Here is a 14,883-nt window from a genome sequence, read left to right as displayed (position 1 = left end):
TTTTCAGTATTCTCTCTTAATTATTCGTGTTTTTAAAAATAGGAATTATAAAATTGATTAGGTAAAGAATCAAAATATTATTCATACGCTTAAAAGCGTATCCATTAACTTGGATACGCTTCTATCTAGATAAACCACTAGTTCGATATATAAAATGTCAAGCATTCACAAAATATTTGACGAGCTTACAGAGCCCTATCAGCTTAAAATTTATGTATGCTGACTAGTAGCCGTGAAGTTATAATTCTGCTGTAATGAATTTTCATCTCAGCGAAATATTATATTTGATGCCATATTTTTAAAACTTAAATAATCCTTAGCCAAAATTCACAATCATCTCATACATTTGAATAGTCGTTTGCATAGGTTCTACACGAAGCTCATCATGTAAAGTTGCTACACATCGTTCATACCATTTAACTGCCTGTGTTCTATTTTGCATTTGATAATAAGCAAACATAAGCAAACGATAGGCCTCTTCCCACGTTGGATCTATCCGTATGAGTTTCTCAGACCAGTATATCGTGTTCTCGAAATCCTTTATACGCGTACTCGTTTGAGCCAATCTTTCTAAAACTAACATATACTGTTGCTCTGTTTTCTCACGGTCATGAGAGATCCATTCATTGGCAGGATTATCTTCTAGAAGGCTACCATTATAGAGTCTCACTGCCTTTAATAGATGTTCTAACGATAACGATGCAACTTTTTCTTGCATTCCTAGCGTAATGTAATCATTAAATGTCTCTAAGTCACTATGAACAACTGCTTCTGGATTAATACGGTACATTGATTGTTTACGGACTATAAAAAAAGATTCTCCTCGCGCTTGCCTTTTTGGTTCTATAACTTTAAGCAGCGCATTTAAGACAACCTTAAAATCGCGATCATTTGTTTTTTCATCCTCTTTCCATAGGTTTCTTATTAATTCTTCCTTAGGTACAAATCGATTTTTATGCAAATATAAAAAAGTAAGAAGCTCCTTCGACTTTTCTCTTTGCCATTTCCTTTCTTCTACTTCATGAATGCCCATAAATAGAGTAAAGGAGCCTAGAAGCTGCAGTCTCAGAGAATATCCTGGGTAAGGTATATCATCTCGCACATCTAATTTTTCTATCAATTTTTGCAAGAAGGGATCTTTGTTTCCTTTTAGAAGTAAGCTTCCCTTTTTAAGAAGGGGATAATTGACCTGTAGATCCACTGGACCAAATACGGTTTTTTTCAGCAGAAAGAAAAGAAAATTATTTTCCACACACATTCTTGCAAATTTCAGCAAGGAACCTAAAAAAGGTTCACTCATTTGAAGCTCTGCATAAATACTAGAAAGCCAGTAGTTACTGATCATTTCTCCGTATATATCTCCATTTTTATAAAATAATGCGTTTGCTTCCTGACATGTTGCTTCAGCTTTGTCTAAATCACCATTTTCATAATAAACAATGGACAGGCCAAGCATAATATAAGCAGATAGCCAATAATCATTACTTTTGATTGTTTCACGCAATCCCATTTCACCGTAATCAATAGCTTCCTGAAGCTTCCCCTGCCTAGACTTTAAAATAGAAAGTCCCAAGTAAGGCTCGGCTTTAGCTCTTGAAACATCTAAGTCTTCCATTCGTTGTACGGCTTTTAAGTATAGAGATTCAGGTGTCTTTTGATCAAATGGATTGTACAAAATTTCAGAATGACCCTTTCTAATCCACCCCACTGCCTCCACGAAACCTGACTTTTCTTTGATGCCTGTTTCGATGCCTTTATTAGCAGCTATTTTAGCTTTTTCGATTTCTCCTGTCAGTGAGTAAATAAACGAAAGCAAGATGTCAGTTTCTCGATGAGAATCGGGAATAGCTATTTCATCTCCTAGCCTCGATTCTAAAACCTGAACTGCGTCATTGAGCAGCCCGGTTCTTAAATAGATTCGCGCATCCAAATTACCATTCCTTAAAATAAATGGATCTAAATTCTCCATCGATACCCATTCACTAGCCTCTTTGGCTTTTCCTAAATTAACTAGATTCTCAGCATGAAGCCTTTTTAGAGAGTTCTGTTCCTGAATCGATATTTCCTCACTTTCATTTGCCCATCTAATGGCTTCCTCTAAAAATGATTTTGCTAATGCAGGTTGAATGGTATCTAAATAAATATGTGCCATCCCTGCATTAGCTCTGCTTATAAATAGAACATTTCGCTTTGTCTGAGCAATATCTAAACACACTTCATATGATTTCCTGGCTTTTTCATAAAAAGCCCGATATCGATGACATTCACCTTCAAAATAATAGAGTTCGTAAAACATTTCCCTAGTAGTAGGAGACAAATGATCCTTCATCAAGTCTAACAGCCAATCGAATTGACCAGCCATAATCATTGAGTTCGCATTCTGAATAATCATTTCAGCTAAAAATAGCTCATCTTTAGATTTTTCTGCATGATAAATAGCTTGTACGATATTATTTTGCTCTTTAAAAAACCAAGATACTTTTTTATGTGTTTCATAATACAGTAAAGAATTTGTTTGGAGCCACTTATCTTCTAAAAATTGTTGAAACAATGAGTGAAATCTATAAGTGTTAGAGTCACTTAACTTTTGGATGAAAGAGTGACTTGAAGTTAGCAACTGTAACTGAACAAGTCCTTCTTCACCAAAGAATTCCTTTATTTCTATTGCTGAAAAAACTGGAAAAATACTAAAATTCAATAAGGAATGTTGATTTTTGAGGGTCATATTAGAAAATACTTCTTCCGAAAGATAGGAAAATAATTCATTCAATGCAAAATCAGAAAGATTTGCTATCACTTTGTTTGATTCCGCTACTTGTATGGCAATCAATTGTATCGCGATAGCCCACCCCTCTGTTAGCTTTAAAACGTTTTCCGCTTCTACACTTGTAATTGTTTTATCAAAGTAATCTTCAAAGAACACTTGAATTTCTTCCTCGGTAAACATAAAATCTTTTTCCTTTATCTCCACTAATTGACCATTTAACTTAAGCTTGAGTAGAACTGTCCATTTTGGTCGAATCCGTGAAGCTATAACCATATTGATAGAAGGAGGAAGAAACTCTATTATTTTTTCAATTACATAATTAATGTGAAATACATGATCAACCAAATGATAATCATCTAAAACAATTGTAAAAGGGGTGCCCATTACTGAAAGCTCATTACTGAAAAGAGAGTACCACCTAGTTAGCTCAGCCTCCTTTGGATACATGAATAGAAGGCTATCCTCTAGGAGACTGCTTCCAAACGCTGGAACAACTTTACGAATGCTATGTACTAAATGGCGTAGAAAAGGAAGAATATTATCATCCTCCTCCGATATGGAGTACCATGAAAACGTTTCCTTAGAATCTTGAAAATATTGAGCAAGGGCAGAGCTTTTTCCAAAGCCTGCACCACTATGTAAGAGACAAACTTTTTTGTCCGCTTTACTTTTCAATTTTTTAATTAGAGAAGACCTTCTCATATAATTTGAAGAAGGAACCGGTGGATTAAGCTTAGACAGTAAGATAGTTGGTTGTTCCATCGAATACCCCCCAAAGAAAATGCCATTTATATAACCATATCCTAACATACAATTTAATTGAATAGAAAGATAATTACAGTTGTGTTAGAATATAAGAATTATAGAAAAGGGGTTTTGAGATGAGCTTTCCAACATTGTCTACAGAGAGATTAAAGTTAATAGAAATTAAAGATGAACATGTGGCTAGTATTTTCTCCATTTTTTCCAATGAAGAAGTCATTAAGTATTACGGGATGTCCCCGTTTACAAGAGAAGAACAAGCTGATGCGTTAGTTAAATCATTTGCTACAGGTTTTGAGCAAAAAAAATCTATGCGTTGGGGAATAGAATTGAAAGAAACTGGAGAGTTAATTGGAACTGTTGGATTAAATAACTTATCTTTAGCTAGTAAAAGAACAGAAATTGGCTATGAACTATTACCTGGCCATTGGAGAAAAGGAATAGTGAGTGAAGCTGTTAGGGCTGTTATAGACTATTGCTTTAATGTTTTAAATCTATACCGTATAGGAGCAGTAACATTCCCTCAAAACGAGGCCTCTTTTACGTTACTTTTAAATCTAGGATTTGAAAAGGAAGGTTTGTTGAGAGGGTATCTATATCAAGATAACAGCTCACATGATGCTTTCATCTTTTCCCTCACCAAGCCTGATTGGAGAGAGTAATCTTTTTCTTTATGTGAAATTTGCTTCGTTTCTTCCAACGAACCGAAGCAAATTAATGTCTATCAAAAATGAGACTAAATGAATAGGAAATGCCCCATGATAAAACTATAGAAAATAGCCCTTTATCAGCTAATCCTTATACAAATCTAATGAATATTAAATCGCTATGATTATATTTATTCATTTGCTTTTTCAAGTAAAAAATGCTTACATTTTAAGTGAAAGTATTATTAATTAGTAAACACAAACCGTAATTAAGCACTCATTTAAAAATCCACGTATTAAACCCATCAACTTGTTCTTGTAGTTTCCAATCCATCTTGTGATAATATTGGTTAAATTTTGATTCAATTGGACATAGAGCTACGATTGGCGCGTCATTTATAAAGAGAAGCATCTTTTTTAATACGCCTTTACCACGATACTTTGAACTTACAGCAAATTGATAAAGTGAAATGGTATTGGCTGTTTTTCTTCGATAAAAACGAATTGCCCCACAACATGCCCATTTTCTATAGCTAGTATCATTTGGTTCCTTCTAATAGCAGCTTGAGTTCCAAGAGGGCATAAAAACTCTTCTGAATATATCTCGCTACTATCGGGATTTAAGTTTTCTTTGAAGAAAGCTATTACATTAGGTATAGAAGCTGGTTTATCTAGTAAGATATGCATTTTTTACCCCTTCAATTGGCTCAGTAAAGAGTTATATATTTCTCCGATGATTCCTTCCAGTTGATGTACCCCTAGTTCTGCATTTGTCATTATGACAGCACCTTTCTCCAAATATGGGTATGCTACCATCATACATTGAAAGCCTACTCCCCATCCAAGTGATGAGATTTCCAGTTGGTTCTCAGATTCCTCAAGAAATACACCAAGTCCTGCCCATTTTTTTCTTCCTTGTGAACTAATTAACTCCTTTGCTGCTCTAGCAGAGATACCTGTTTTACTTTCACCTTTCAAAGCATTCATTAATTCTTGGACTAATTTAGCTATATTTTCAGAGGTTGTCCATAATCCAGAAGCAGCGGGATATGGATACAAAGGATATTTTTCATTCACTACTTCTCCGTTTTTGTTATGACCACACGAAACGTTTTCTTCACTCATACTTGCTGCTGTCATAGCATAGTTACTATTCTCCATTTCTAATGGTGTAAATATATGCTCAGTCATAACTTGGATGAATGATTTTTTCATTGAGTCTTCAATTACTTGCTGAATTATACAGTAGCTAGCATCTGAATAATGAAATTCACTTTCAGGTTCATAGGTAACTTCAATTGGGCAATTATTGTAGGGCGTTTTTCCTTCTAGTAATTCCACCATTGTTGGAGTGCCATTACTTGCAACATGCTCTGGAAAACTATTGATAGGATCTACAATTCCAGATTGATGGCTAAGTAAGTTTCTTAAAGTTACTCTTTTTAAGTTAGTAAAATCATTCTCTGGGATATTCCAAGATATAAGTTTCTCGTTAACATTTTCATCTAAATCTAAATCCCCTTGTTGGACGAGTTTTATAACCAACATTCCAGTTAGAAACTTACTAATAGAACAAGCGTTAAAAAGAGAATTCTCGTTGATAGCTTTTCTGCTTCCCACCTCTAAAACCCCTTGGTTTATGCATGCACTGATTTGTCCCTGATCAATTAATGTAATACTTACTCCTGGTACCTTATAGTAATGCATTCGTTCTGCCAGATTGAAGTTTTTTAGTCTCATGTAATTTCCTCCTACAACTCGTTATCTATATATTAACACGAATGTATGTTCTTGTAACGAATATTTCGTTAATTTACACAAAAAAAGAGCCCTAAATCATATAAGATTTAGGGCCCGTTTCTATCTATTATGCTTCTAGCATTTTGTTACGTAAAACCATTTGAAGGATACCGCCATGACGGTAGTAATCTACCTCAACCTCTGAGTCGAAACGAGCAAGCACATTGAATTCTTTTACAGAACCATCTTCTGCTTTAGCTGTTACTTTCAGGATATCACGAGGTTTAACTCCTTCAGCAATATTCACACTAATTTCTTCTTTACCAGTTAAGCCTAATGTTTCAGCATTTTCACCTGGTAAGAAATTAAGAGGTAAAACACCCATCATTACAAGATTTGAACGGTGAATACGCTCAAAGCTTTCCGTAATTACTGCTTTAATGCCTAAAAGATTTGTTCCTTTAGCTGCCCAGTCACGAGATGATCCCATACCATAATCTTTTCCGCCAATTACTACTAAACCGGTACCTTCTTCTTGATACTTCATAGCAGCATCATAGATGGACATGATTTCGCCTGTTGGCCAGTAAGTAGTATATCCACCTTCTGTGCCAGGAGCTACTTGGTTACGAATACGAATATTTGCAAATGTACCGCGCATCATTACTTCATGGTTACCACGACGAGAACCATATGAGTTGAAGTCACGTACCTCTACACCATTTTCACGTAAGTATTTACCTGCAGGAGTATCTTTACCAATTGCACCAGCCGGTGAAATATGGTCAGTAGTAATAGAGTCACCAAATTTGGCTACTATGCGAAGACCATCAAGTGATTCAATTTGACCAGGTTCCTTAGATAATCCTTGGAAGAATGGTGGATTTTGAATATAAGTTGATTTGTCATCAAATGAATATAGTGATTCTGTAGAAGTTTCAATTGCATTCCAAGCTTCGTTTTCATCGAATACACGTGCATATTCCTTTTGGAATAGTTCACGAGTAACCACTTTAGAAAGTACTTGGTTAACTTCTTCAGTAGATGGCCAAATATCAGCAAAGAATACTTCGTTGCCATCTTGGTCTTTACCAAATGAATCTTTTTGTAGGTCAATATCTACAGTTCCAGCAAGAGCATATGCCACAACTAATGGTGGTGAAGCCAAGTAGTTAGCTTTTACTAATGGATGCACACGACCTTCAAAGTTACGGTTACCAGAAAGCACAGAAGTTACGAATAAATCTTCGTCAATAATTGCTTTCTCGATTTCAGGCAACAATGGACCAGAGTTACCGATACATGTAGTACAACCATAACCAACTGTGTTGAATCCAATTTCATCAAGGAATTTGTCTAGTCCTGAATCTTGTAAATAACCAGTAACTACCTTAGAACCAGGTGCTAATGATGTTTTTACATATGCAGGTACTTTCAATCCTTTTTCTACAGCTTTTTTCGCAACTAAACCAGCTGCTATCATAACGTATGGGTTAGATGTGTTTGTACAAGAAGTGATTGCAGCAATTGCAACAGCACCAGTTGGCATAACAACATCTCTGTCTTCAAATTTTACAGTTGCAGATTTAGCAAACTCTTTTTCTGATAATCCGAAGCCTTGTGTACCTTGAGGAGCAACTACTGCTTCACGGTAACGAGATTTCATATCAGTAAGAGGAATTAAATCTTGTGGACGTTTTGGTCCTGAAAGATTTGCTTGGATTGCACCAAGGTCAATTTCAATAACATCTGTGTATACAGGCTCTAAAGTTGGATCAAAGAACATGTCGTTTGCTTTTAAGTAAGCTTCAACAACTGCAATATGTTCTTCTTCACGGCCAGTTAGACGCAAGTATTCAAGTGATTCCTCATCGATAGCGAAGTAACCACAAGTAGCACCATACTCAGGAGCCATGTTAGCAATAGTTGCACGGTCAGCAAGTGGTAATTTAGATACCCCAGGGCCGAAGAATTCAACAAATTTACCAACAACACCACGTTGACGAAGTACTTGAGTAACTTTAAGCGCTAAGTCAGTAGCAGTCGTTCCGTTTGGAAGATCTCCTGTTAATTTCACTCCGATAACTTCAGGAATTGGGAAGTATGAAGGTTGACCAAGCATTCCTGCCTCAGCCTCAATACCACCTACACCCCATCCAAGTACACCAAGACCATTAATCATTGTTGTATGTGAATCAGTACCAACTACTGAGTCTGGGAATGTTTCTAATGTACCGTCAGTTGATTCGTTTACGTGTACGATTGGCGCTAGGTACTCTAAGTTAACTTGGTGAACGATACCAGTCGCTGGAGGTACAGCACGGAAATTATCGTATGCTGTTTGAGCCCATTTTAAGAAGTTGTAACGCTCTGCATTACGTTCGAACTCAAGATCCATATTAGCTTGTAAAGCTGAAGCAGTACCATATTTATCTACTTGTACTGAGTGATCGATTACAAGGTCAACTGGAATAGCAGGGTTAATTTTGTCCGGATTACCGCCCATTTCGTTCATGGCAGAACGTAATGCTGCTAAATCAACTACTACTGGTACTCCTGTGAAATCTTGTAGTACAACTCGAGAAGGTTTAAATGGAACTTCTGCTTCTGGGTCTGCATCTTTACCCCATTTTGCTAATTGTTCTACATGTTCATCTTTAATAACATATCCATCATGTTGACGTAGCACAGACTCTAGCAATACTTTAATTGAGTATGGTAGACGTGAAACGTTTGCAATTCCTGCTTCTTCTAGAGCTGCTAAACGATAATAAGTATATTCTTTTCCATTTAGCGTGAAAGAAGTACGGCTATTGTGTAAGCTATCTTTTGCCATTAGTAATCCTCCTAATATCTATTGAAAAGACTCTATTCAAGTAACTTTTCTCCATAACTAATCATAACTTATCTCTATTGATAAGTAAATTACATTAAAATTATTATAAGTAATAATTAATTCTAATGACCTTTTATCTTTTTGATTGTTTTCTCTAATTGCTTCAAATGACGTTTTTCATGTAATCCTACGAATGGAAACCACTGCACAAGTGGTACTTGTCCAAATAAAGGATGCTTTAATGATTTTTTTTGAAATACCTGATAATCATTATCAGCATATACTTTTAATAATTCCATTCTTGCCTCATGCAATTTATTTTTCATAACCTCTTTTGTCTCATAATCAGGCTTTGGCACTGTATGTTTAGGTGCCTTTACTTTGATCAATCGGAAAGTCGAAACCCCAATAGGCTTCTTTTTCACTTGTGGGCTTTGAGGATTGGCAATTTCGGCCTTTATTCCTTTTACAATGGTATTCTCCATCTTAACTAAGTGTTCCATAATTTCCTTTGGCGACCAAGCATTATTATCAGGTTTTTTATTAAACTCTTCCTCTGTTAAGGAATCTACCAGACGGAATAGATCCGCTCGAATTTCATTATTTTTTTCTAAAAACATTTTATACCTCCACTAAGCTTTGTTTACATATCTTTTAACTTATACCCATTTCCCTAGTAATACAATCTAAATTTCAGAACATATTCTTATTTAGTTTATACTTAAATACCATTTTCACAATTCCAATTTATATGAAAAGACATGGATGTTCTATCCAGGAAATTTGATAATTATCCAAGGTTGATAAAATCACTATAAATAAATCAAAATTTAATAATTAAAATTTGTCACGAAGTATGGTTTACTCCGCTCGATTTAAAACTAGACAACTCTATCTTATCGTATTTAGCAAATAAAAAAGCAGAGAAACAAGATTTCTCTACTTTATACTTATTAAAATTTGAATTAAAAATTATTTATTTAATGAAAGGAACTAAATTCGAGAATAATATCCAAGATGAGGATTGTATGAAATATAGCAAACCAAATTGCTTGTTTATTTAGCTTTTTTGTTTGTTTTTTATCCAATTCTTAATCGCTCCTTTTTAGATTGTAATTTTACATTTGTGTTTATCTCAGAGCTTTAACAATAAAAACGAACATTTATCAATTTGTTGCTTGATAAAGCATTGACACTGATACTGGGACAAAATTAATAATGAAATAGAGGTTTAATATTTTGCCCTTAACCTGATTAATAAAAGAAACCGCTTGGAACAGAAATCAATAAACCCTTTCAATCTAATAGTATATATTTGATTTCTCCCCACATTATTCATGGTTTTTATTTGAATAAGCTCTTTTAAAATGGGTAATCTAAGTGAGAATTTTATCAAACTCATCCATACTTCTATTAGAGGTATTGTTTTTCATACTTATGGGTTTTTGATTGTATAGTGACCTTTATTGCATCCAATTGTATCTAATAGGGCTGAAACCTTTACAACCGATCTAAAATAATATAGAAGTCTTGCTCCATTTGATTTGTATGGAAAAGAGAAGCAATTCATTCTAGGTGAATTAGTAGTACTACAAAATATTCTTGATATGAGGTTTGAACAAGTATATATGCAGTGGGCAAACAATATTAGAAGCTCATAATTCTGAATTGTCTACAGTAGCGTATGAAGCTGGAGCTTCAAGTTTTATCGAGAATGGAGACCATGGGGCGATAATTATTTAAATATTCCTTAAGTGCGAATTTTTTTAAATTAATTAGGTATGTTTAGTTTCTGTGGAAGTTGGTTATATAAAGAGTGTACAAGATAACAATTATTTGAGGAGATGAAGACAATGGGACTAATTTTATACTTAATCATCGGTGGGATCATCGGTTGGCTAGCAGGATTAATTCTTGGTAAAGATATACCTGGAGGAATTATAGGTAATATTGTAGCAGGTATTATCGGGGCATGGATCGGTGGAATGATTTTCCCTGACTTGGGTCCAGTTATTTGGGATATGGCAATTATTCCTGCATTAATCGGAGCAATTATTTTAGTTGCAATATTAAGTTTGATTTTAAAGAGTATGCGTAAGTAAGCAAAAAAATTATATGTACACCAAAAAGGGACGACTATATCATAGTCAGTCCCTTTTTCATTGTAATTGTTGAAGTGAAGGCCAAATGCTATTCACTGTTAGAAGTTCTTATAGGCCATCCTGAACGGTAGCAGTTTGGAGTGTGGCAAGCTGTTTTTCATAAAGATGATAAAAGTGGAGCACGTCCTCCACATATTTATTGCTGCGGTTATAGTTAAAAATGGCTTTTTCAATTTCACCATCTGCTGCACCACTTGCTGCCAAGTAATTAGCAGCACTGTAGATAGCATCCTCTAAGTCATAAGGATCCGCATAACCATCTCCATTTGCATCTATACCATATCCTCCGTATTGAGCTATTACTGCAGGGTTTATTTTATCCTCCTCAGGTATTTCTCCTAAACCAAGTCCACCACAGCTAGGATGCGACCACCCCACAAAGGTACAAGGCATAAATTGCATATGCCCCTCTGCCCCCACTGGTGATAACAAAGGATCCATAGTAGAAAACTTGGTTTCGATTCGATGATGTGCAGCGAGAAGAGTCCAAGGAATCCCATATTCATCCGCAGCATCTTTATAAATTGGTATGTATTCCCCTGGAACATCTATCTTTGTCGTAGACTTTTGAATAGATGTCGCCCATTCCTGGACAGCAGGTATTTTACGAAGCTCCTGCCAGCTCACTATTAACAGAACATATACTGTGATCGTTACTGGCAACAAGAGGATAATACTCCACAGCTTCCATTTATATGATTTTTGTTTCTTAGATGTCATTCTTAAAAGCCACCTTTTCATTACTTGCTTCAGAATACTCCTTCAATAAATGGTTTAAAGTTAACGCCTTATTGAAGAAATAGCTTTGGAGGTAATGGCAATCTAAATTCTTTAAGCAACAAACCTGATAAGGGTCTTCTACTCCCTCGGCTAAGATTTTCACCTCCAAGTTATGAGCTAAAGAAAGGATGGATTGAACGATTGCCCTTGTTTTAGATTTATGTATCTCTTGTGTGAAGCTTTGGTCAATATTAATAATATTCCCCGGAAGCTGTTCAAGATGTTTAAAATAAGAGTAGCCTGTGCCAAAATCATCCATGGCAATTTGAAATCCGAATTCCTTTAATTCCTGAAGGAATCTGATGACAAAGTATATTCCATAATAATTGAGTCTGTGATTTCCAATACAATCTTGTTTGGGGAGATATTGGTCTCATGCAGTATTAGCTTTGTACGCTAAATATAATCCTGTTGATAAAATTGTCTAGCTGAAACATTTATGCTAAAAAGTAATTTTTTACCTAAAAATTTCTCTATAACAAGAAATTCTCACATGTTTCTCTTAATACAAAGTCACCATTCTAGATTATTAATCCACTTTATCAGCTAGTGAAATAAATTCTCCTAGAGAAACAAAATTACCTTCATATCTCTACCCTAGCAATGATTCTACTCCAATAATCTCACTAGTACTAGTTGAAATTTGTGGATGAAAATTTTAAAAAAGCTCGTTGTTAAGCACCCTATTAACAAGAATTGAAAGTTCTATATGGTAAGGAATATACTTTAATACACCTAATTTCTTAACTTCACGTATATATTAATACATTCTAAAAGATAGAGCTCTATATGTTTTCTTTAAGTTCATGGGTGCCCCCCACCCTACCTAGCCATTTCTCTAAGAAAACAATAGCACAAATTGACAATAACTGCATAAAAAATTGCGAACTTTCTATTTAAAATATATACTATTTTGGATATTCAATAACGGGAGGTGAAAATTTTATGTGGAAGGACTTTAAAGAATTTGCATTCAAGGGTAATGTATTAGACCTTGCAGTTGCCGTAGTAATCGGAGCTGCTTTTGGAAACATCGTTACATCATTAGTAGAAAATATCATCACTCCTTTACTAGGAATACTGTTAGGAGATATAGATTTTACAAGTATTAAATTAGGAGAACTCCTAATTGGAAATTTTCTTCAATCAGTCTTCAATTTTTTAGTGATTGCATTTTCTATCTTCATATTTATAAGATTACTATCTAGATTTAAACGTAAAGAAGACGTGGTTGCAGCTACACAAGATGCTCCTCCTGTAGACTCAAAGGAAGTATTGTTGGAAGAAATTAGAGATTTACTAAAAAAACAAGCAAACAATTGATATACATAAGTTTCTCTTCCAGGTAAAACGAATTTCCGGCAGTAAAAGTAGTCAAAAAAATACCCCGTAAATATTAGTTTAGGATCTAATATTTACGGGATAATTTATTATTTACAGACTTTTTTCGAGAAACAGCTTATTATTGGCCTTCTTTAATTAAAGTTTCGATATCGATTACTATTTCTTCTTTTGGCACTTCTTTAACCCCGCCGTAGTTTTTTACAGCTACTCCATTTTGATCGACTAAATAAAAGGAGGATCCGTGAATCACTTGGTCATCGTTTGGATTGTTGCGAACAAGTGCTTTAAATGATTTTTCAGCAAACTGTGAGATATACTCTTGAGAATATCCAGTTAAAAGCTCCCATTTACTTTCATCTGGCACCTCATACAATTCCAGATATTCTTTTAATACTTCAGGTGAATCTACATCCGGATCTACGCTGAAAGCCACAATTTTATAATCCTCAATACCTTTTTCCTCTAACATTCCTTGTATTTCTGTAAGGTTAAAGGTCATTGGAGGACAGACCGTAGTACAATTAGTAAAAATAAAAGTAGCTAACCAAACGGTTCCTTTTAAATCATCTAATGATACCTCTTCGCCACGCTGATTATCAAAAGCAAAATCTTCTATCTCCCAGTTAGTTTGGGCTTTAAAATCACTGCTGCCACATCCTGCGAGGACCAATATACTTATTGTTAACATAACTAATAATTTCTTCATCATATGACCCCTTTATAACATCATAGCCTAATCTTATAGAAAGAAAATAATTCATTCAACTACTCTGTCTCAGATATTTCAACAGTTTTGTGTCTACACTTTACTTAAGGACAACAGTGCGTTTTTTATTTCTTCAAGCTTGCTCTCAACTCTGTGCATTAAATAGAACGAGACAAAGATGGGAAAGCCTATATCTTGAATAACCATTAGCCACTGCTCCATCGGATATCCTCCTTCCTAGTAACTTTTAGAAAATACATATTCGTACCATAACAAAGACAGGTTTTAATATACACCTCAGAAATGTCACAAAGCTTGTGAAATTACTAAAGAGCTATGAAATATAGGTCACCTCCTTTATGTCACATTTAGGGACCACAAATCTACACAAGCATTTGGAAAAATGTATATTTTCTCTGTTGCTTTCAAAAAGGCCCTCCTAAGGAGAGCCTAATGTTTAGAAAAGTAATAATGACGAACTTGTTCCCTATCAACTGTTTCGAATCTTTAAATGACAACAAATTATACGTGAGCTATGGACAAAGATATATGTCTGCAATCTAAGCTCGGGCTAGTTAGCATATTTGCTAGATTATTTCATTAACGTTTCGATCTACTACCTTCGCGCTTTTGATCGAGGTTAAACTAAAGCTTTCTGCATGAAAAGCATCACTAGTAATAATAGCTTGCATTCCAGCTTCAATTTCGTTTCGAGTCAGGTTTTCACGAGGGTCATCAACGGTCAAAAGTACTGCTTTTCCGTTTGACGATTCAAATTGCATTTGTAAAGTTTTAGCCATGATTATTCCTCCTTATTTTTTAGTTAAGATTAGATGTTTGTATTTTCTCTGCCCCCACAAATGGGCTAGTAGAAAATCCCGAAAGAATTGTTACCGCTGCTTCTAGCTGGTCTGCGTTTGCATTCGCCTTTACATTGCGATACGTCTTTGACTTTGTTTTCATTTTCCCATCTGTTCCAATTCCTGCTTCAAAAGTTATTCTTAAAACTGATTGTTTATGTGCCAAGTTTGCCATCTGAATCACCTCCTCTCACTCTCTATATAGAAAGTTTTTAGCAGAAAGGATACATTCATGATGAAAATTCTTTTCAAACACTTTATACTAATAGTTAGAAGAAT

Annotated in this window: 14 protein-coding genes; 3 read left to right on the top strand and 11 right to left on the bottom strand. The window is 34.9% G+C overall.

Features of this window, described 5'->3' with window-relative positions; all coding sequences use genetic code 11:
• Positions 1-316 precede the first annotated feature (316 nt).
• A complete protein-coding gene (locus MHB55_RS10150) occupies positions 317-3,529 on the bottom strand; it encodes a BTAD domain-containing putative transcriptional regulator (RefSeq protein WP_340863151.1) in 3,213 nt (1,070 codons plus the stop codon).
• Between the two features lie 119 nt (positions 3,530-3,648).
• On the opposite strand from MHB55_RS10150, the gene MHB55_RS10145 reads away from it, so the two are divergent.
• Entirely contained in the window at positions 3,649-4,191 is a 543-nt protein-coding gene (locus tag MHB55_RS10145) for a GNAT family N-acetyltransferase (RefSeq protein WP_151109870.1), read from the top strand.
• A 432-nt stretch (positions 4,192-4,623) separates the two neighbouring features.
• On the opposite strand, the gene MHB55_RS10140 is transcribed toward MHB55_RS10145, so the two are convergent.
• From MHB55_RS10140 to MHB55_RS10125, 4 genes are all read right to left on the bottom strand, one after another.
• A complete protein-coding gene (locus MHB55_RS10140) occupies positions 4,624-4,863 on the bottom strand; it encodes a hypothetical protein (protein ID WP_340863150.1) in 240 nt (79 codons plus the stop codon).
• Between the two features lie 3 nt (positions 4,864-4,866).
• Positions 4,867-5,916 carry a serine hydrolase domain-containing protein gene (locus MHB55_RS10135; protein ID WP_340863149.1) on the bottom strand — a complete coding sequence of 350 codons (1,050 nt, stop codon included), beginning with the start codon at positions 5,914-5,916 and terminating at the stop codon, positions 4,867-4,869.
• A 127-nt stretch (positions 5,917-6,043) separates the two neighbouring features.
• Positions 6,044-8,752, bottom strand: coding sequence for an aconitate hydratase AcnA (gene acnA / locus MHB55_RS10130; RefSeq protein ID WP_340863148.1), 2,709 nt, complete (start codon positions 8,750-8,752; stop codon positions 6,044-6,046).
• A 122-nt stretch (positions 8,753-8,874) separates the two neighbouring features.
• Positions 8,875-9,372, bottom strand: a complete 498-nt coding sequence (locus MHB55_RS10125; RefSeq protein ID WP_144536477.1) for a DinB family protein — start codon at positions 9,370-9,372, stop codon at positions 8,875-8,877.
• A gap of 1,233 nt (positions 9,373-10,605) precedes the next feature.
• Here MHB55_RS10125 and MHB55_RS10120 point away from each other — a divergent pair.
• Positions 10,606-10,854 carry a GlsB/YeaQ/YmgE family stress response membrane protein gene (locus MHB55_RS10120; RefSeq protein WP_144536478.1) on the top strand — a complete coding sequence of 83 codons (249 nt, stop codon included), beginning with the start codon at positions 10,606-10,608 and terminating at the stop codon, positions 10,852-10,854.
• Between the two features lie 108 nt (positions 10,855-10,962).
• Here the strand turns inward: MHB55_RS10120 and MHB55_RS10115 are convergent, their stop codons facing one another.
• Both MHB55_RS10115 and MHB55_RS10110 read right to left on the bottom strand, forming a co-directional pair.
• The gene (locus MHB55_RS10115) at positions 10,963-11,634 is read right to left on the bottom strand and encodes a lytic transglycosylase domain-containing protein (protein ID WP_144536479.1); all 672 of its coding nucleotides are present in this window, start codon (positions 11,632-11,634) and stop codon (positions 10,963-10,965) included.
• Entirely contained in the window at positions 11,624-11,998 is a 375-nt protein-coding gene (locus MHB55_RS10110; protein WP_318245409.1) for an EAL domain-containing protein, read from the bottom strand. Before MHB55_RS10110 ends, MHB55_RS10115 begins: the two co-directional genes overlap by 11 nt.
• Positions 11,999-12,639: 641 nt before the next feature.
• Between MHB55_RS10110 and mscL the strand changes: the two genes are divergently transcribed.
• Positions 12,640-13,017: a large conductance mechanosensitive channel protein MscL gene (gene mscL / locus MHB55_RS10105; RefSeq protein WP_154310841.1), complete on the top strand. Its 378-nt coding sequence runs from the start codon at positions 12,640-12,642 to the stop codon at positions 13,015-13,017.
• A gap of 139 nt (positions 13,018-13,156) precedes the next feature.
• On the opposite strand, the gene MHB55_RS10100 is transcribed toward mscL, so the two are convergent.
• The 4 genes from MHB55_RS10100 to MHB55_RS10085 form a co-directional block, all read right to left on the bottom strand.
• The gene (locus tag MHB55_RS10100) at positions 13,157-13,747 is read right to left on the bottom strand and encodes an SCO family protein (protein WP_144536482.1); all 591 of its coding nucleotides are present in this window, start codon (positions 13,745-13,747) and stop codon (positions 13,157-13,159) included.
• Positions 13,748-13,837: 90 nt separating this feature from the next.
• On the bottom strand, positions 13,838-13,966 hold the full coding sequence (locus tag MHB55_RS10095; RefSeq protein ID WP_144536483.1) for a YvrJ family protein: 129 nt from the start codon (positions 13,964-13,966) through the stop codon (positions 13,838-13,840).
• 365 nt (positions 13,967-14,331) lie between these two features.
• Positions 14,332-14,544, bottom strand: coding sequence for a DUF2922 domain-containing protein (locus MHB55_RS10090; protein WP_144536484.1), 213 nt, complete (start codon positions 14,542-14,544; stop codon positions 14,332-14,334).
• Positions 14,545-14,563: 19 nt separating this feature from the next.
• Positions 14,564-14,779 (bottom strand): DUF1659 domain-containing protein, encoded by a 216-nt coding sequence (locus MHB55_RS10085; protein WP_151109889.1) that lies wholly within the window; start codon positions 14,777-14,779, stop codon positions 14,564-14,566.
• Positions 14,780-14,883: the final 104 nt, after the last annotated feature.

This window comes from Psychrobacillus sp. FSL K6-1267 (assembly GCF_038003265.1).
Taxonomy (GTDB): Bacteria; Bacillota; Bacilli; order Bacillales_A; family Planococcaceae; genus Psychrobacillus; species Psychrobacillus faecigallinarum.
This window is presented reverse-complemented; position numbering and strand designations above follow the sequence as displayed.